The 17,467-nt window shown below is 66.0% G+C and carries 16 protein-coding genes and 1 pseudogene; 13 read left to right on the forward strand and 4 right to left on the reverse strand.

Annotated elements, in window-relative coordinates; all coding sequences use genetic code 11:
* Positions 1-16: 16 nt before the first annotated feature.
* Entirely contained in the window at positions 17-694 is a 678-nt protein-coding gene (locus tag ABLE53_RS13660; protein ID WP_348859502.1) for a TetR/AcrR family transcriptional regulator, read from the reverse strand.
* Positions 695-814: 120 nt separating this feature from the next.
* Between ABLE53_RS13660 and ABLE53_RS13665 the strand changes: the two genes are divergently transcribed.
* Entirely contained in the window at positions 815-2,362 is a 1,548-nt protein-coding gene (locus ABLE53_RS13665) for an acyl-CoA synthetase (RefSeq protein ID WP_348859504.1), read from the forward strand.
* A 29-nt stretch (positions 2,363-2,391) separates the two neighbouring features.
* Here ABLE53_RS13665 and ABLE53_RS13670 read toward each other — a convergent pair whose 3' ends face one another.
* Together ABLE53_RS13670 and ABLE53_RS24845 are read right to left on the reverse strand one after the other, a co-directional pair.
* Positions 2,392-2,712 carry an SDR family NAD(P)-dependent oxidoreductase gene (locus tag ABLE53_RS13670; RefSeq protein WP_425474881.1) on the reverse strand — a complete coding sequence of 107 codons (321 nt, stop codon included), beginning with the start codon at positions 2,710-2,712 and terminating at the stop codon, positions 2,392-2,394.
* Positions 2,691-2,762, reverse strand: a pseudogene (locus tag ABLE53_RS24845) (hypothetical protein); the annotation flags it as partial. The gene ABLE53_RS13670 and the pseudogene ABLE53_RS24845, both read right to left, overlap by 22 nt.
* A gap of 454 nt (positions 2,763-3,216) precedes the next feature.
* On the opposite strand from ABLE53_RS24845, the gene ABLE53_RS13675 reads away from it, so the two are divergent.
* The 11 genes from ABLE53_RS13675 to ABLE53_RS13725 all read left to right on the forward strand — a co-directional run bounded on the left by ABLE53_RS13675 (position 3,217) and on the right by ABLE53_RS13725 (position 15,761).
* A complete protein-coding gene (locus ABLE53_RS13675; RefSeq protein WP_348859505.1) occupies positions 3,217-4,893 on the forward strand; it encodes an AMP-binding protein in 1,677 nt (558 codons plus the stop codon).
* A 70-nt stretch (positions 4,894-4,963) separates the two neighbouring features.
* Positions 4,964-5,920 (forward strand): phosphate acyltransferase, encoded by a 957-nt coding sequence (locus tag ABLE53_RS13680; RefSeq protein ID WP_348859506.1) that lies wholly within the window; start codon positions 4,964-4,966, stop codon positions 5,918-5,920.
* 10 nt (positions 5,921-5,930) lie between these two features.
* On the forward strand, positions 5,931-7,283 hold the full coding sequence (locus ABLE53_RS13685; RefSeq protein WP_348859507.1) for an acyclic terpene utilization AtuA family protein: 1,353 nt from the start codon (positions 5,931-5,933) through the stop codon (positions 7,281-7,283).
* Positions 7,280-7,585 carry an AtuA-related protein gene (locus ABLE53_RS13690; protein ID WP_348859509.1) on the forward strand — a complete coding sequence of 102 codons (306 nt, stop codon included), beginning with the start codon at positions 7,280-7,282 and terminating at the stop codon, positions 7,583-7,585. Before ABLE53_RS13685 ends, ABLE53_RS13690 begins: the two co-directional genes overlap by 4 nt.
* Positions 7,586-7,663: 78 nt before the next feature.
* Positions 7,664-8,293 (forward strand): TetR/AcrR family transcriptional regulator, encoded by a 630-nt coding sequence (locus tag ABLE53_RS13695; protein ID WP_348859510.1) that lies wholly within the window; start codon positions 7,664-7,666, stop codon positions 8,291-8,293.
* Positions 8,294-8,401: 108 nt separating this feature from the next.
* Positions 8,402-9,955 (forward strand): acyl-CoA carboxylase subunit beta, encoded by a 1,554-nt coding sequence (locus ABLE53_RS13700; RefSeq protein ID WP_348859511.1) that lies wholly within the window; start codon positions 8,402-8,404, stop codon positions 9,953-9,955.
* 5 nt (positions 9,956-9,960) lie between these two features.
* On the forward strand, positions 9,961-11,955 hold the full coding sequence (locus tag ABLE53_RS13705; RefSeq protein WP_348859512.1) for an acetyl/propionyl/methylcrotonyl-CoA carboxylase subunit alpha: 1,995 nt from the start codon (positions 9,961-9,963) through the stop codon (positions 11,953-11,955).
* Positions 11,956-12,029: 74 nt separating this feature from the next.
* Positions 12,030-13,184, forward strand: coding sequence for an acyl-CoA dehydrogenase family protein (locus ABLE53_RS13710; RefSeq protein ID WP_425474874.1), 1,155 nt, complete (start codon positions 12,030-12,032; stop codon positions 13,182-13,184).
* 8 nt (positions 13,185-13,192) lie between these two features.
* On the forward strand, positions 13,193-13,975 hold the full coding sequence (locus ABLE53_RS13715; RefSeq protein WP_348859513.1) for an enoyl-CoA hydratase/isomerase family protein: 783 nt from the start codon (positions 13,193-13,195) through the stop codon (positions 13,973-13,975).
* A 47-nt stretch (positions 13,976-14,022) separates the two neighbouring features.
* Positions 14,023-14,808, forward strand: a complete 786-nt coding sequence (locus ABLE53_RS13720; protein WP_348859514.1) for a TIGR03084 family metal-binding protein — start codon at positions 14,023-14,025, stop codon at positions 14,806-14,808.
* Between the two features lie 89 nt (positions 14,809-14,897).
* Positions 14,898-15,761: an alpha/beta fold hydrolase gene (locus tag ABLE53_RS13725; RefSeq protein WP_348859515.1), complete on the forward strand. Its 864-nt coding sequence runs from the start codon at positions 14,898-14,900 to the stop codon at positions 15,759-15,761.
* A 230-nt stretch (positions 15,762-15,991) separates the two neighbouring features.
* Here the strand turns inward: ABLE53_RS13725 and ABLE53_RS13730 are convergent, their stop codons facing one another.
* Positions 15,992-17,038 carry a helix-turn-helix domain-containing protein gene (locus ABLE53_RS13730; protein ID WP_348859516.1) on the reverse strand — a complete coding sequence of 349 codons (1,047 nt, stop codon included), beginning with the start codon at positions 17,036-17,038 and terminating at the stop codon, positions 15,992-15,994.
* A 104-nt stretch (positions 17,039-17,142) separates the two neighbouring features.
* On the opposite strand from ABLE53_RS13730, the gene ABLE53_RS13735 reads away from it, so the two are divergent.
* Positions 17,143-17,463, forward strand: coding sequence for a 2Fe-2S iron-sulfur cluster-binding protein (locus tag ABLE53_RS13735; protein WP_348859517.1), 321 nt, complete (start codon positions 17,143-17,145; stop codon positions 17,461-17,463).
* The last annotated feature ends 4 nt before the right edge of the window (positions 17,464-17,467 follow it).

The raw sequence follows: 17,467 nt of genomic DNA on the forward strand, positions 1-17,467 counted from the left end.
CGCGGCTGCGCGCCGCTCACTCGTTGAGCGCTCCGATCGGCGCTGTGACTGCTCGGTCTCCCCCCGGCCAGGCCGACGGCGCCAGCCCGATCGCCCCGGCCCACAGGCGAGTGAGGACGTCGACGGCCTCCGCCTCGTTCAACCCTTCGACCGGGTCCTGCCACAGGTGGGCGAAGGACTCCACCATGGCGCCCAGAGCGCTGGCCGTCGCCCGCGGCGGCAGCAGCGGATCGGCCAGGCCCAGTTCCTGCATGCGGACCAAACCCTCCATGCCGCGCCGGACGAAGGACTCCCGGATCTCCAGTCGCAGCTCCCGGAAGTCCTCCCGGACATCCGCCTGGGAGTCCAGCACGCGCAGGATCCGGGAGTAACGGGTAACGGCCCTCAGGAAGGACCGGTTCGCGGCCTCGATGCGGGCGTACGCCGCGGCCGGCGGAAGGCGGGCGCCGATCGAGGTCGCAGCGAAGATGTCAGCGGCGACACCGGTGACGATCTCGCGCAGCAACGCCTCCTTGGAGTCGAACCATGTGTAGAACGTCCCGTGTGAGACCCCGGCTCGCTGGGCCACCGCATCGATGCCGACGGCGGAGAAGCCGCACTCCTCGAACAGCTCTCGCCCAGCCTGCAGCAGCGCTGACCTGGTGCGCCGGCCACGTGCGGTGGCCGGCGGGGATACTGGTTCGGCTGACGTCATGCGATATTCCTCCGTCCGACGGTGCCGCGTAGCCCCTATCTTGACGCCATGGTCAGGTTTGACCAAACTGGCGTGACCTGGGTCACCGCAAGATCGGGCCCCCTTCCGTGAGGACGATGCATGGACACAGGAATCGGCAGTTGGGTGGCAACGAGGGCGTTCCTCTCCGGGGACCGGATCGCGGTGGTCGACGGTGAGCGGCGCCTGACCTACGCCGACCTGGACAGCAGCACCAATCAGCTGGCCCGGTCACTGAGTGCGTTGGGGGTTCGCCAGGGCGACCGCGTCGCCGGGCTGCTGGTCAACAGCACCGCGTTCCTCGAGACGATGCTGGCCACGGCCAAGCTGGGCGCGGTGTTCGTCCCCATGAACGTGCGTCTCGCACCGGCGGAGATCACCTACCTCCTGGCGGACTCGGGAGCTGATACCTTCGTGTACTCGGCGCCCCTGGCGCCGGTAGCGCGCGCGGCTCTGGACGGTGACGGGGTTCGCGTCCGATCGCGACTCGTCGTCGGCGGCGAACCCGACGAGGGCGAGCTGGATTACGACCAGGTGCTGGCCAGCGGCGAGCCCCGTCCTGTGAACATCGACGTCGACCGGCGCGACCTGTCGTGCTTGATGTACACATCCGGAACCACAGGGCGACCCAAGGGAGCGATGCTGACTCACGACAACCACCTGTGGAACGTCGTGAACAGCCTGTCCTTCGGGCGCGGCCTGCGGGAGAGCGACGTCACCGTGACCGTGGCGCCGATGTTCCACATCGGTGGCCTGGGGATTCACACCCTGCCGCTGCTGTACGTCGGCGGGACCAACGTCCTTCTGCCCTCGTTCGACCCGACCCAGACGCTGGGCGCGATGTCCCGAGAGCGGGCTACTGTGCAGTTCATGGTCCCGGCCATGTGGGCGGCTCTCATGTCGGTGCCCGGTTTCGACGACTTCGACCTGTCCTCGCTGGAGCTCGCCGTCTCGGGGGGAGCGCCGTGCCCACTCCCGGTCATCGACTTCTACCAGGGCAAGGGACTTCCCTTCCAGGAAGGGTTCGGCATGACCGAGACCGCTCCGATCGTATCGGTCCTGGACGCCGATCACGTCAAGGAGAAGGCGGGATCCATCGGCCGGGCTGTGTTTCACGTCGAGGCGCGCATCGCCGATGACGCCGACAAGGACGCGCGCACCGACGAGGTGGGGGAGCTGGTCCTCCGCGGACCGAACGTGTTCACCGGCTATTGGGGCCTCCCCGACGCCACCGCCGAGGCGTTCCGCGGCGGGTGGTTCCACACCGGCGATCTGGGCCGCATGGACGCCGAGGGCTTCATCACGCTCGTCGACCGCAAGAAGGACATGATCATCACTGGCGGCGAGAACGTCTACCCGATCGAGGTCGAGCAGGTGCTCTACCGGCATCCCGCGGTCCGCGAGGTGGCCGTGGTCGGGGTCCCCGACTCCCGCTGGGGCGAGACGCCCGTGGCCACGGTCACGCTCGAGGAAGGCGCGGATACGACGTCCGAGGAGCTCATCGCGTACGCCCGGGACCGACTCGCCCACTTCAAGTGCCCCACCCGGATTGAGTTCGTGCCGGAGCTTCCTCGCACCGCCACTGGCAAGGTGCTCAAGACGGTGCTGCGACAGCAGCACGGTGGAGGAGAACGAGCAGTGGACCGCTGAGTCCCCCGCCGACCGAGCGGTTGTCCTCGTTACCAGGTCGCCGAGATGCCGCCGTCGACTACGAGGGTCTGTCCGGTCATGAACGCCGATCCGGGACCGGACAGGAAGACAGCGGCGGCGGCCATGTCGGCGGGCACCCCCCAGCGCCGGACCGGGGTACGCCGCACGATGCGCTGCTGGAAGCGCTCGTCGGAGTGGAGGTCGCTGACGAGGTCCGTCTCCACCCGGCCCGGGCACAGGGTGTTGACGGTGACCCCGCCGCGACCGGCTCGGCAGCCAGTGAGCGGCTCATGGCGATCATTCCGCCCTTGCCGGCCGCGTCGGCACTGGAGTGGGTGTCGCCCACCAATCCGATGGCGCTGGCCACGTTCACCACTCGACCCCAGCCATGGTCGGCCATCGTCGGGGCCGCTCGCGCGTGAGTGCGAAGGCGACGGTGAGCTTGGTCTGGATGGTGCGGGCCGAGCTTTCGTCGTCCACGTCAGTGAGCGTGGCTCTCCCCGAATCGTGGAGGGCTTCCCGATGCGGCTTCCCGGTTGGGGGCCACTCGAGGTACAGCGTGATCGAGGGCAGGGTCCCTGTGAGTAGGTCCAGCAGGCGGAGCACCGTGGACCTGTCGTGGGCGATGACGAGGCGGTCCAGTTCCGGGTCGCGGGTGTGTGCGGTGGCTGTGAGCCCAATGGTGAGGCCGCTTCCGTAGAAGCCGTAGACGTACGTGCCTCGATGAGGACGCTCCGAGCGCCAGCGCCCCCTTTTGCAGCGTGCACTCGCGGCGAGGGGAAAGCACCGTTGACAGCGGACCCGACCGCCAGTAGGTTTTCAAACGCCGGTCGAAAGTTCATGAAGGAGCGCACGTGCACGACGTCAAGTACAACCCGCGTGAAGACACCCTGACTGACCGACTTGTCGTGGCGCGAGGTCACGCCCCCCAACGGGAAGCAATCGTGTGTTTCGAGGACGAGGGCAAGCGAGTAGGCAGGCTGACCTACGAAGATCTCTATGCGCGAGCTGTCGACGTTGCGAAGGGCCTGAACGCCCGGGGCATTCGCCACGGGGACCACGTGGTGGTTTGGCTCCCAAACAGCGTCGAGTGGGTCGTGTTCCAACACGCGACAGCGATGCTTGGCGCCGTGTTTGTGCCGGCGAACTCCTTCTATCGCCACGCCGAGTTCGAGTACATGTTGCGTCAGTCCGACTCCGTCGCATTGATCTACACGCCGAGATTCCTCAACGTCGACTACGAGGAAGCCCTTCGTGAGCTGCTCCCGGAGTTGGCGGCCAGCAAGCGCGATGGCTTTTCCCGGTTCCCGTACTTGCGGGATGTGATCTGCGTCGGCGACTCACGCTTGCCGGGAGCCCTTTCGATGGATGACCTCATTGATGCCGGGAGCGCCGTGGGAGAGGACGAGATCCTCGAGTGTGCTGCGGAGGTCAAGCCGAGTGACACGTTGATGATCATGTACACGTCCGGCACGACAGGGAACCCGAAGGGCTGTCTGCTCTCGCACGCGAACCTCCTTGAGAACGCCTGGCACTTCAGCGAGGCGCTAGAGCTCGACGACTCCAGCCGGTACCTGATCCCCATCCCCTTCTTCCACAACGGCGGATGCGTGCTGGGGCTGCTCAGTGCCCTGCAAAGGGGCTCCACCCTCATCTCCATGGACCGGTTCGTTCCCTCGCTAGCGCTGCGCATCCTCGCGGATGAGCGGTGCACTCACACCGGCGGTGTGCCGACCATCTACATCACGATGCTGCACGACCCGACACTGCACGAGCTGGACTTCAGTCGAATGAAGATGGCATTCATGGCAGGTGCGCCATGCCCCATCAAAACCGCCCGGGCTGTGGAGGAGGCTTTAGGGCTCACGTTGATCATCGGTCTGGGTATGACCGAGACCTCGCCGCTGATCACGATCTCCCGCCGCACGGACCCCTTGGACAAGCGGGTCGGCTCGGTCGGCCGTCCCAAGGGCTGTGAAGCGAAGGTCATCGACCCGGTCACGGGGGAAGCCGTGGGACCGGGAGTGGACGGGGAACTATGTACCCGCGGGCCGAACGTGATGCAGGGCTACTACAAGATGCCCGAGAAGACTGCCGAGGTCATCGACCAGGACGGCTGGTTGCACACCGGTGACATGGTCAGACGAGACGAGGACGACTATTACTTCGTCACCGGGCGCCTCAAGGACCTGTACATCGTGGGGGGAGAGAACGTCGCGCCGGCGGAGGTGGAGGCCTTCATGCGAACCCACCCCGCAGTCCAGGACGCCTACCTCATCGGAGTTCCGGACGAAAAGTACGGCGAAGTGGGCCTGGCCGTCATCCAACTGAAGCCCGACCATCGGGCGACAGAAACAGAGCTCATCGACTACTGCCGCGGAAAACTGGCCAGCTTCAAGGTCCCTCGCTACGTCCAATTCGTACCGGAGTACCCGCTCACCCCGGCAGGTAAGGTGAAGAAGTTCGTGCTGAAAGACCAGTACGTCGAGGCGCTCGGCCTCAAGTCGGTGGCCAGTGAACCTACCGCCTGAACCTCCAACGGCACCATCGAGTCGGGGCAGCACCTGGAGGACCTTCCCCAACGTGCCGTCGGCGCGGGTCGTGTTCATCGAAGGTGAAGAGCCCCGGATGCTGCGTGCCGCGGTGTCCCTCGCCCAAGCGCAGTCGTGTCGACCGATCCTGATCGGTAGGCCTTCCGCCATTCGGACAGCTGCGGGCCGAGCCGGCCTGGACGTCAGCGGGATCGAGTCGCTGGACCCCCACGATGCTGCCCTGCGCGGGCGGCTGGTCGACGACTTCCAGAGCCACAGCGGTCAGGCAGTGTCCGATGTGCCACATGATCGCGCCTCGTACGGCGCGATGCTGGTGCGTGCAGGCTGGGCGGAGGCAGCCATCGGGGGCGCTGACGTGAGCAGCGCGGACATGCTTCGCGCTGGTTTGAGATTCATTGGTCGGTCGGAAGACCGGACCACCGTCAGCGGGGCAATCCTCCTCGATACTCAGCGCCCAGAGGTCGGGTCGGCTGGGACGCTAGCCTTCGCCGACGCTGTGGTCACGCCCCTGCCCGATATCGATCAGCTCGTGGATATTGCCGCGGCGACCGCGCAGACATGGCGGTCTCTCATGAGGACCGAGCCTCGCATCGCGTTCCTGTCGTTCTCCACCAAGGGAAGCTCCAAGTCGTCCTTCGCAGACAAGGCGCGCCGAGCAGCTGACTTGTTCCAACAGCGATTCCCGGGCGACGTGGCGGACGGGGAGCTGCAGTTCGATGCTGCGGTGTCGAGGTCGGTCGCGGGTCGAAAGTCTGCCGCGGGTCCTGTCGCCGGATCAGCGAACGTCTTCGTGTTCCCCAACCTCGACGCTGCCAACATCGCGTACAAGGTCGCGGAACAAGTAGGCGGGGCACGTGCGCGTGCCGTCCTGCAAGGACTGGCGCTGCCTTTCGCGGACGTCTCGCGCGGATGCAGTGTCGACGACATCGTGACGACCGTCGGGATGCTCTTGTGCACCAGTCTGCAACGACAGACTGCTGCGGCCCAACACTCCCTGGAGGCCTGAAGTGAAGACTGTGAGGATCGCGAATGGACAAGCCTTCTGGGGTGACAGCCCCGCGGCTCCCGTGGCCCAGGTCAGGGGCGGCCAGATCGACTACCTGACTCTCGACTATCTGGCTGAGATCACCATGTCGGTCCTGCGAAAGCAGTACGAGCGCGATCCTGCTGCCGGTTATGCGACGGACTTCATCGACTTGATGGCAGAGATCATGCAGGACTGCCTCGAGCGCGACGTCAAGGTCGTCGCCAACGCTGGCGGCATCAATCCCCTGGGCTGCGCGCAGACTCTCTTGAAGGTGGCTGAAGACAAGGGGATCAGCGGCTTACGCGTCGGGGTGGTGACCGGCGATGACGTCCTCGGCAAGCTTGACGACCTGTGCTCGGAGGGTGTCTCACTGCAGAGCCTCGAGACCGCAGAGCCGTTCGACCAGGTCAAGGCGCGCGTTGCGAGCGCGAACGCCTACCTCGGGGCGGGGCCGATCGCCCAGGCCCTGGGAGAGGGCGCGAACGTCGTGATCACCGGACGATGCACCGACCCGGGCCTTGTGCTCGGCCCGCTGGTCCACGAGTTCGGGTGGCAGTGGGACGACTGGGACCTGCTGGCGGCCGGCACCATCGCCGGCCACATCATCGAGTGCGGGGCCCAGGCGACGGGCGGCAACTTCCAGGGCGGCTGGCAGCAGATGCCCGACTTGGCACATGTCGGGTACCCCATCATCGAAGCCCGTGACGATGGCGTCTTCGTCGTCACTAAGCATCCCGGCACCGGGGGTGCCGTGACCAGCGCGACCGTAACCGAGCAGCTCCTGTACGAACTGGGCGACCCCACCGCCTATTTGTCCCCCGACGTGATCGCCGACTTCACCAGTATCCGGTTGCGGGAGGCAGGAGAGGACCGGGTCGAGGTCTCAGGCGCGCGAGGTCGGCCTCCGACGGACTCCCTGAAGGTCTCCATGGCATACCCGGACGGCTTCCGCGGATCGGCCATGATCACCTATGCGTGGCCCGACGCGCTTGCCAAGGCAGAACTGGCCGACTCCATCCTTCGGACGCGACTGCGGGAGCTGGGGCTCTCGTTCCGCGACATCCGCACAGACTACGTCGGCCACAACTCGGTCCACGGCCGTCTTACACCCCAGGAATCGGATCCTTCGGAACTCGTCCTGCGAGTCTCGGTGTGGGCCGACGAGCACAGCACGGTGAGCAAGTTCGCGGCCGAGATCGCTCCCTTGGTGATGGGCCCCCCTGGTTTCACCGGTCTGCTGGCCGGGGGACGGGTGCAGCCCAGCCGCGTCATGGCGTACTGGCCCACTCTCATCCCGAAGACCGCGGTCGAGCCCCACGTCAGCCTGTTGGAGAACCCATGAAACTCATTAACATCGCTCACGCCAAGTCCGGTGACAAGGGCGACTCGGTCAATATTGGCCTCATTGCACGAGACCGGTCGCACTATGCACTCCTGGAGCGTGAGGTCACAGCCGCCCGTGTCGCCGATCACTTCGCCGGCATCTGCCTGGGCGAGGTGACGCGGTACGAGCTGCCGAACCTTGCGGCGCTCAACTTCGTCTTGACCTCCGTGCTCGGTGGCGGAGGAACGACCTCACTCCGGGTCGATGCACAGGGGAAGGCAATGGGCGAGGCGCTGTTGCTGATGGAACTCGATGCGTAGATCGGTCTCCCACCGTTGCGTGCGGGGCCGGCTGACTGTCGACGCCGGAGGTGCGATGCGCGCCGTTAGGGTCGCGCCGTGACTGAGAATGCGAACCACCAGCGCAAAGAGATGCGGCAACTCCGACGCCGCCAGGACATCCTGGAGGCAGCGGCAGAGGAATTCGCTGAGCATGGCTACCACGATGCGAGTTTGCGGCGAATCGGCGACAGGGTCGGCCTGTCGAAGGCCAGCTTGTACTACTACGTACCGTCCAAGAGCGACCTGCTCGCCGAGCTGTTGAGCGATGCCGCCCACGCCCAACCGATCCAGGCGGGGCACGGCGAACCTGCCGAGCGGATGCGGGTGTTCATCCGGACACACGTGAACCGGGTGTTGAACACCGTGGAAGGCAGGGCTCTCGCAGAGACCAGCGCGGTGCTGATGTCGAAGTCGGCTGATCCCAGTCTGGCCGACGCCCGGCGAAAGTACGAGGACGTCTTGGTGTCCATTCTCGAGGCGGGCATCGGGTCGGGGGAGTTCAAGAACGTACCGGCACGACCGGTGGTCAAGTTCATCTTCGCCGGGCTCAATTCCATCCCGCAGTGGTACGAGGCTGCAGGCGAACTGCCCCTCGACCGGATCGTCGAGGACATCATGTCGATCATCCTCGAAGGCGTCCTCGAAGGCGCTCCCGAAGCTCTTCCCGGACCAGCAGGGACGCCCTGAACGCCCTGGCCGTGAACGATCCCCAGACCAGGCGGTTGAAGTTGCTAGACGAAATGAGGACAAGTGCAGGTACTTCCTGATCGCGTTGACACCACGACGAGCGAGTTCGTGGCGAACAAGAAACACGTGCTCGGCGAAATACTGGAGCTGGGGGACCTCTTGGCCTCGACGCTCCTGGGCGGGGGCGAGAAGTCTGTGGAGCGCCACCGCGCGCGCGGCAAGATGCTGGCACGTGAACGCATCGAACTGCTGCTGGACGAGGGCTCGGCGTTCTTGGAGCTCATGCCGTTGGTGGGGTGGCACAGTGAATTCACGGTAGGCGCCAGCCTGGTGACGGGCATCGGCGTCATCGAGGGCGTGGAGGTCATGGTGATCGCGCACGACCCGACCGTGCGTGGCGGCACGTTGAACCCCCACAGCTTCAAGAAGGTCTTCCGGGCGATGGAGATCGCCAAGGAGAACCGGCTGCCGATCATCACGCTTGTGGAGTCCGGAGGTGCGGATCTTCCGACGCAGGCGGACGTGGCGATTCCGGGAGGTCGGATGTTCCGAGACCTGACCGATCACTCCGCCGCCGGGCTGCCCACCATTGCCCTCGTGTTCGGCAACGCCACCGCCGGCGGCGCCTACATGCCCGGCATGTCCGACTACGTCGTCATGGTGCGTGACCGTGCCAAGGTGTTTCTCGGTGGGCCACCCCTGGTGAAGATGGCGACCGGCGAGGAGTCCGACGACGAGTCGCTCGGTGGCGCGGAGATGCACGCCCGCACCTCCGGGCTCGCCGACTACCTGGCCGACGACGAGCTCGACGCCCTCCGTATCGGTCGGGAGATCGTGCGACGGTTGAACTGGCGAAAGCTGGGTCCAGGTCCGACCGAACCACCCGACGCTCCTCTCTACCCGGCCGAACAGCTGCTTGGCGTCCCCTCGGTTGACGCCAAGGTGCCGTTCGACCCTCGTGATGTGCTCGCCCGCATCGTTGACGGATCCCGGTTCGACGAGTTCAAGCCGCTCTACGGCACCTCGCTGGTGACGGGCTGGGCATCGATCCACGGCTACCCAGTCGGCGTCCTCGCGAACGCCCGAGGTGTGCTGCTCAACGAGGAGGCTGAGAAGGCCGCCCAGTTCATCCAGCTAGCCAACCAGATCGACACTCCTTTGCTGTTCTTGCAGAACACGACGGGCTACATGGTGGGCAAGAGCTATGAGCAGCGCGGCATCATCAAGGACGGCGCGAAGATGATCAACGCGGTCACCAATAGTCGCGTCCCGCATCTGACCGTCAACATCGGCGTCTCCTACGGTGCCGGCAACTACGGAATGGCCGGTCGCGCGTTCGGCCCGCGGTTCCTGTTCTCGTGGGTCAACTCCAAGACGGCCGTCATGGGACCCCAACAGCTTGCAGGAGTGATGTCGATCGTGGCCAGACAGTCCGCAGCCGACAGGAGCCTGCCCTTCGACGAGCAAGCGGATGCGGCCATGCGTGAAGCGGTACAGGCTCAGATCGAGCGCGAGCAAACCGCGTGGGCGAACAGTTCCAGGGTGTACGACGACGCGGTGATCGACCCGCGCGACACCCGCACCGTCCTGGGGCTCTGTCTGTCCGTGATCCACAACGCCGAGATCCGTGGGCAGCGCGGCTACGGCGTCTTCAGGATGTGATGAAGATGACCTCAATCAATGTGCTGATGGTCGCCAACCGAGGCGAGATCGCGCGCCGGATCTTCCGGACCTGCCGTGAGATGGGTATCGCCACTGCGGCCGTCTACTCCGACGCCGACGCCGACGCGCTCCACGTCGCCGAGGCCGACATCGCCGTACGCTTGCCGGGAGCCACGCCGGCCGAGACCTACCTGCGGTCCGACCTCTTGGTCGATGCCGCGCTGCGTGTGAACGCCGACGCTGTGCATCCCGGCTACGGGTTCGTCTCCGAGAACGCCACCTTCGCTCGTGCCTGCATTGAGAACGGTCTGACCTTCGTGGGCCCGTCGCCCGACGCGATCGAGGCGATGGGCTCCAAGATCGCGGCCAAGACGACCATGGCCCGCGCCGGAGTTCCCACACTGCCATGGGTCGAGGTGACCGACGCGGACGACGACCTGCTGCACCAGGCCGCGGAGGACGTCGGGTACCCGCTGCTGGTCAAGGCCTCCTCCGGTGGTGGCGGTCGGGGCATGCGTACAGTGCTGGACGAGCCCGCCCTGACCGAGGCCGTCCTCGCTGCCAAACGAGAAGCATCCGCGGCTTTCGGTGACGGCACCGTCTTCCTTGAGCGCCTAGTGGTTGATCCCCGACACATCGAGGTGCAGGTCCTGGCCGACGCGCACGGCACCGTCGTCCCGCTGTTCGAGCGGGACTGCTCGATCCAACGGCGATACCAGAAGATCATCGAGGAGTGCCCCTCGCCGGCCGTGGACGATGTGCTGCGTGAGCAGATGGGGCGAGCCGCCGTGGCGGCCGCGCAGGCTGTGAACTATGTGGGTGCCGGCACGGTCGAGTTCGTCATGGACCGTGAGGGCCACTACTACTTCCTCGAGATGAACACCCGACTGCAGGTCGAGCACCCGGTCACCGAGCTGGTCACCGGCATCGACCTGGTGCGCCAACAGCTCTTGGTCGCTCAGGGCGAGCCACTCGCAGGCGAGGTCATCCAGGCGAAGATCACCGGGCATGCCGTGGAGGCGCGACTGTACGCGGAGAACCCGATGCAGCAGTTCCTGCCGCAGACGGGGACCCTCAAGACCTTTGACCTCGACACGGTGCCCGGTGTCCGGGTGGACACCGGCGTGGAGTCTGGATCGTCCATCTCGCAGTACTACGATCCGATGCTCGCCAAGGTGATCGCTTGGGCGCCCAGTCGCAGCGAAGCCGTCCGCAAACTGAGCGCGGTGCTCGCGCAAAGCCGTATCCACGGACTGACCACCAACAGGGACCTGCTCGTCGGGATCCTGCGGCATCCTGAGTTCGCTGCCGGCCGCACCGACACCGGCTTCTTGACGCGCTACTCCCCAGTGGAGCTGAGTCGTCCGCTGGCCGGTCCCGAGGTCGAGCAGTGGCATGCGGTGGCGGCCGCTCTGGCCCGGGTGTCCCAGAAGCGGGCCGAGGCCACGGTCCAGCGGACGATGCCTCTCGGATGGCGGAACAACCCGTCGCAGATGCAGCAGGTCAGCCTCGAAGCGGGACAACGTCACTACCAGGTCCAGTACGCGCTCGGTGATGGGGCTGTCCACGCGCGTGTCAACAACGAGGATCTGGGCGAGCTGGCCCTGGCCGCGGTGAGCCCACACCGGGTTGTCCTCGACATCGATGGCCGACGAACAGCCGTGACTGTCGCCAGCTTCGTCGACAATGAGTCGTGCTCGGTCCACGTCGACAGCTGGCTGGGGTACACAGCGTTCACCGAAGTACCGCGGTTCCCGCTCGCCGGCCCACCTCAAGCAGCCGGCTCGCTCACGGCCCCCATGCCAGGCAGCGTCACACGTGTGCATGTGACGGCCGGTGAGGAGGTCGCCATGGGACAGCCGTTAGTGGTCATGGAGGCGATGAAGATGGAGCACACCGTCACGAGCCCGTATCCGGGCGTCGTCCGCGACGTCATGGTGGAGCGCGGGACAGCAGTCCGCGACGGCGACGTCTTGGTGGTCATCGACCCAAGCGAGTGACCGCAAAACGAACTCAGCCGAACTGAGCGCCTCGGACGTTCAGCGATCCGACGCCAATGAAGGAGATGCATACGATGGACTTTCGCGAGACCGACGAACAGCACGCCCTGCGCGACGCTGTCAGAAAGCTTGGCGGGGCGTACGGCCACGAATACTTCGTCGAGATGGCGAAGTCGGGGGGAAAGTGCACGGAGCTTTGGAAACAGGCCGGTGACTATGGCTTCCTCGGCGTGAATCTCGCGGAGGAGTACGGCGGCGGCGCGGCCGGCGTCTACGAACTGCAGATCGTGGCCGAGGAGTTCGCCGCCGCAGGCTGCCCGCTCCTCATGCTCGTGGTGTCCCCGGCCATCTGTGGTTCTCTCATTCAAGCTTTCGGCACGGACGAGCAGCGACTGCGGTGGCTTCCGCCGATCATCAGCGGAGAGTCGATCATGTCCTTTGCCATCACCGAGCCCGACGCCGGGTCGAACTCTCACAACATCGCTACGGTTGCGCGACGAGACGGCGGCGACTACGTGCTGAATGGGACCAAGTACTACATCTCCGGTGTCGACGAGGCCGACACGGTTCTTGTGGTGACCAGGACGGGGTCCGATGAGAACGGACGCGGACGGCTGAGCCTTGTCGTGGTTCCGACGGACGCGCCGGGGCTGACGAAGACGTTGATCCCGGTGGAGATGACGGCCCCCGAGAAGCAGTTCACCCTGTTCTTCGACGATGTTCGAGTGCCGGCCGAGAACCTCGTCGGCACCGAAGGTGACGGGTTGCGCCAAGTGTTCCACGGCCTCAATCCCGAGCGCATCATGGGGGCCGCAGTAGCCAACGGCATCACTCGCTACGCCCTTGAGAAGGCCTCCGAGTACGCTCGAACCCGTCAGGTCTGGGGTGTCCCCATTGGTTCTCATCAGGGGGTGGCGCATCCGTTGGCGGCCGCCAGGATCAACGCTGACCTTGCCCGACTGATGACCCAGCGCGCGGCCTGGCTCCACGACCAGGGCGACCGCCTCGCCGCGGAAGCGGCCAACATGGCGAAGTTCGCGGCTGCCGAGGCCGGACTGGCCGCACTGGACCAAGCAATCCAGACCCATGGAGGCAACGGCCTGTCGACTGAGTACGGCCTGGCCACACTCTGGGGTCCGATGAGGCTGATGCGGACGGCGCCCATCAGCCGCGAAATGATCCTGAACTACGTCGCCCGCCACAGCCTGGGCCTGCCCAGTTCCTACTAGGAGGCCTCGTGAGCAAGACACATTCGCACGACGACGCGGTCACCTACGACGTCGACAACCACGTTGCCTGGGTCACGTTGAATCGCCCGGACGCACGCAACGCGATCAACACTGCGGTCCGTACCGGCCTGTTCGCCGCCGTCGACCGGTTCAACGCCGACACCGATGCCAAGGTGATGGTCCTCACCGGGAGCGGTCACGTCGCCTTCTGCGCCGGCGGAGACTTGAAGGAAATGGCGGACCAGAGCCTCGGCGTACCGCCCCCGGACTTCATCCCCTACTTCGGTAGGACCGTCGCGGTCGACAAGCCAACCATCGCAGCGGTGAACGGGGTGGCATATGCGGGCGGGTTCCTACTGGCCCAGATGTGTGACCTGGTCGTGGCAGCAGATCACGCCCGGTTCGCGGTGACCGAAGTGAAAGTAGGGCGTGGCTCGCCGTGGGCGGCACCCTTGCCCTGGCTCATTCCCCCGCGCGTGGCCATGCAGCTCCTCGTGACGGGCGACCCGATCAGCGCGGCAAGAGCGCTCGAGGTCGGTCTGGTAAACGAGGTCGTTCCCAGCGACGACTTGCGCGAAACCACCCAGCAGCTCGCCGAGCGGATAGCCGCTAACGCCCCGCTGTCCGTCGCAGCATCAAAGGCCATGGTCTACGCAGCGGCGGACCGAGGATGGCACGATGCCCTGGACGAGGCCGACCGAATCTGGGAACCCGTGTACCGGAGCGCCGATGCCCAAGAGGGACCACGCGCCTTTCGCGAGAAGCGAGCACCCCAATGGCGGGGCCGCTAACCGAAGGGGCGACCGGGACGGTCGCCCCAGCCAGCAGCACGAACAGCGTGGAACTCGACACCCTGCTCCGCGACCTCGCACACGAAACAGGCTCACTGATGGGGCTGCTGCTCTCGCATCCGGTCGCGGACATAGACACACCCACGCCCGCACCGGGCTGGACTGTGCGGGACCAGGTGCGGCACCTGACCTTCTCGGACGACGCGGCCCGGTTGGCGATCACCGACAGAGCCGGCTTCGAGGATCTGCGCAACCGGGCGCTCTCGGACCCCGTCGAGTTCCTCGAGCGCGCGAACCTCCCAGGTCGCGCAATGACTGGCGAGGAGCTGTTCGCCGAGTTCCTGCAGGCACGGATGCGCATGGCTTCTGCTATCCGCTCTGCCACGCCCGGCGCACGTGTCCCGTGGTTCGGACCAACAATGAGCATGACCTCATTTGTGACCGCGCGTCTCATGGAGACCTGGGCGCACGGGCAGGACATCGCCGATGCGTTCGGGGAACGTGCCGTCGCCACACACAGGCTCAAGCACATCGCCGACCTAGGGGTTCGCACTCTGCCGAACAGCTTCCGAGCACAGCGTCGACCGGTGCCCAAGACGCCTGTTCGAGTCGAGCTCGCCGGACCTGACGCCGCGGTGTGGCAATGGGGTCCGCCTGGGGGCGCAAACCGCGTAACCGGGTCAGCACTCGACTTCTGCCTCGCCGTCACCCAACGTCGCCACCTAGCGGACACCCACCTCGACATTGAGGGGGCCGTGGCCACGGAGTGGATGCGCATCGCTCAAGCCTTCGCCGGGCCGCCGGGGCCCGGCCGACGTGCCGGCCAGTTCTAGATCGCGAGGCCAGCCTTCGGATCGTGGCCGCCGACCAACTGACACGGTTCATGCGATGACCTGCATGGTCCCACCGAGAGAGAAGTGAGATGCCTACTTCCACCCCGATCCGGCTCGCCGGAGACGGCGTCACCCTTGCCGGTGATCGATACGACGCTGCCCCGGAGGACGGAGTCGCGATGCTCCTCCACGGCGGAGGACAGACCCGCCACTCGTGGAGAAGCACCGCAGCAGACTTGGCCACACGCAACTGGACCACTGTCACCCTCGACCTGCGCGGACACGGCGACAGCGGCTGGGCCCCTGACGGGAACTACTCGCTCGAAGCCTTCGTCGAGGACCTCGTGGTTGCCGTGGATCAACTGCGGGTCGAGCCGGTCCTCGTCGGGGCGTCGCTAGGCGGCATCACCGCGCTCATGGCGGTCGGCGAACACCGCGTCCCGGCAAGCGGCCTCGTCCTGGTCGACATCGCGCCCCGGGTCCAGGCGGCGGGCGTGGAGCGGATCCAGAGATTCATGTCTGCCCGCCCCGAAGGTTACGCCGACCTCGAGGAGGTGGCCGACGCGGTCGCGGCGTACAACCCGCATCGCCCGCGCCCACGCAACCTCGATGGTCTGCGCAAGAACGTCCGGCAGGGCCCCGACGGACGATGGCACTGGCACTGGGACCCCGCGTTCCTCAATTTCGGGGACGAGCCGACCCGCGCGATCGATCACCACCGCCTGATGACAGCAGCCCGGAACGTTCAGGTCCCGACGCTCATGGTCCGTGGCGCGCAGTCAGACGTGGTTTCGGCTGCGGGCTCGGCCGAACTCGCCGCAGCGATACCGCAATCCGTCGAGGTCGTCACCCCGGGAGCCGGACACATGATCGCCGGCGACGACAACGCCGTCTTCACCCGCGAGCTGGCCGGGTTTCTCGGACGCGTCGCCTCAAACGGCACCACTCCATGAGTGGCGTCAGGTCGGCAGGGACGCCGGCCATCCTAGGAGACAGCTGAACCGGGGCGTGCAACGTCGAGCACCTCAAGGGACGCTGCCTCGCTACGCGCACTTGCGGCGGGTGTGATCGTTGACGCCACCCAACGCGTAGGCCACTTCAGGTTGCGACGAGGTCCCTCAACGATGTTGGTCCCCGTCAGTTCGGGAGAGTGCTCGCAGGCTTTGTCGGAAGTCGGGGCCTGCTACACGATGGGCATGCCTTGCCTGCGCACACGGCCTTTCGTGTGCCGGAATTGGCTCGGGGACTGGCCGGTCCATCGCTTGAAGGCATGTGAGAAGTTGCTGAGATCGCTGTACGAGAGATCCGCGGCCACTTGGCTGATCGTTGTGGTCGGGTCGAGCAGGCGTGCAATCGCCTGTTCGCGCAGCCAGGACTCGCGGACGTCACGGAAGGTCGTGCCCTCCTCGGCGAGTCTTCTCTTCAGGGTGCTGGTCGAGACCGAGAGCTTGTCAGCAACACGGGCGCTGTGAGTCTCTCCGGGGTCCTCCTCGAGCAGGACCCGCACTCGCTCTGCGAAGGAGATCGTGCCGTGGCGTCGCTCGAGTGCTGTGCGTAGGTCCGCGATCGCGACGCGATAAGCAACGGGGTCTGCGAAGCGGCACACCTCCTCGAGCGCGTCCTGGGGGACCTGCACGTACGAGGTGGGCGCGTCGAAGACGACGCGCCCACGTCGGGACTGCTCCCACCCCGCGGCAGACGCCGGCGCTGGCCACTCCAGGTACAGCGTGACCGAGGGCAGGGTCCCTGCGAGCAGGTCCAATAGTCGCAGCACCGTGGAGCCGCCGTAGGCGATGACGAGGCGGTCCAAGTCCGGGTCGCGGGTGTGTGCAGTGAGCCCGATGGTGAGGCCGCTTTCGTTCGGGTGGACGTGGGGGCGCAGGGCGGTGGAGATCAAGGGCAGAAAGGCGAGCAGTTCCACAATTTCTGCGACCGAGCCCGCGCTCACCAGCGGCACGCTCAGCGGCCCGAAGGAGGTCAGCTGGGAGTGTTCGGCGAAGGCGAAACCCAACTGGGTCGCCTGGGCGCTGTCGAGGTCCGGGTACACCTCTCGGAACCAGCGCACCGGTGCCTGCTGGTCCCGGGCGAGAAGTGCGGTCTCGTCGGTCCCTTCCCGCGCCATCACCGTGCGGAACCGGGCGGCAGCTTGACGGTCGATCACGGAGCTGTTGAGCATCTGCGCGAACGCGAGAGGCGGGACGCCGGGTTCGTCCACACGCATCGCACGCATCCCTTGAGCCGAAATCACAACATTCTGACTGACGTGACCATAGCCACACCCCCTCGGAGTCACAAGACTTTTCATCACGCTTTCGATCGTGAGGAGTCAAGCCAATGGGTGTAGTCACCTTTGTTTCCTACGACGGCGAGAAGCATGAAGCGCCGCTGGACGAGGGCCGGTCGCTCATGCAGGTCGCGGTCGACAACATGGTGCCGGGCATCGACGGCGATTGTGGGGGAGAGGCCGCGTGCGGCACCTGTCACGTCATCGTCGACCCCCAGTGGTCTGAGGAGGTGGGTCTATCCGGTCCTGTCGAGGAGGAGATGCTGTCGATGAATCCTGAGCGGCAGCCGACCTCCCGGCTGTCTTGCCAGATGGCGGTGTCGCAGGAGTGGGACGGCCTGGTCGTTCAGCTGCCCGAGTTCCAGATGTGATCGA

The sequence above is a fragment of the Nocardioides asiaticus genome, assembly GCF_040049175.1.
In the GTDB taxonomy this organism is placed as follows: Bacteria; Actinomycetota; Actinomycetes; order Propionibacteriales; family Nocardioidaceae; genus Nocardioides; species Nocardioides cheoyonin.

Excerpts from the sequence above, each read along its gene's own strand:
- ABLE53_RS13730 (WP_348859516.1), bottom strand. The coding sequence starts at position 17,038 with ATGCGTGCGATGCGTGTGGACGAACCCGGCGTCCCGCCTCTCGCGTTC.
- ABLE53_RS13735 (WP_348859517.1), top strand. The coding sequence starts at position 17,143 with ATGGGTGTAGTCACCTTTGTTTCCTACGACGGCGAGAAGCATGAAGCG.
- ABLE53_RS13705 (WP_348859512.1), top strand. The coding sequence starts at position 9,961 with ATGACCTCAATCAATGTGCTGATGGTCGCCAACCGAGGCGAGATCGCG.
- ABLE53_RS13665 (WP_348859504.1), top strand. The coding sequence starts at position 815 with ATGGACACAGGAATCGGCAGTTGGGTGGCAACGAGGGCGTTCCTCTCC.
- ABLE53_RS13660 (WP_348859502.1), bottom strand. The coding sequence starts at position 694 with ATGACGTCAGCCGAACCAGTATCCCCGCCGGCCACCGCACGTGGCCGG.
- ABLE53_RS13710 (WP_425474874.1), top strand. The coding sequence starts at position 12,030 with ATGGACTTTCGCGAGACCGACGAACAGCACGCCCTGCGCGACGCTGTC.
- ABLE53_RS13690 (WP_348859509.1), top strand. The coding sequence starts at position 7,280 with ATGAAACTCATTAACATCGCTCACGCCAAGTCCGGTGACAAGGGCGAC.
- ABLE53_RS13725 (WP_348859515.1), top strand. The coding sequence starts at position 14,898 with ATGCCTACTTCCACCCCGATCCGGCTCGCCGGAGACGGCGTCACCCTT.